The 272-nt window shown below is 40.8% G+C and carries 1 pseudogene; it reads left to right on the plus strand.

The features are described from left to right. Positions 1-65: 65 nt before the first annotated feature. Positions 66-272: pseudogene (locus RYX56_RS22425) on the plus strand (MFS transporter); the annotation flags it as partial.

The raw sequence follows: 272 nt of genomic DNA on the forward strand, positions 1-272 counted from the left end.
GTTATCACCGGGGAATTGTTCAAAATAAGAGGCCTTGATTCAGGGATATAAAGGGGTCTTTGCTGATGGCATTCTGGAGGAGTTATCCAAGAAATCTAAAAGTTTTACTTATTGCCATGATCATCAATTCTACAGGAATGGCTTTCCTTTGGCCGCTTCATACCATTTATATTACCCAAAGCATGGGTAGGACGTTATCGGAAGCTGGTTTTGTCTTAATGCTTCATTCAGCGGCCGAAATTTTTGGCAGCCTTCTTGGTGGTTATTTGTAT

The organism is Alkalihalophilus lindianensis (genome assembly GCF_032843265.1).
Taxonomy (GTDB): Bacteria; Bacillota; Bacilli; order Bacillales; family Bacillaceae_D; genus Alkalihalophilus; species Alkalihalophilus lindianensis.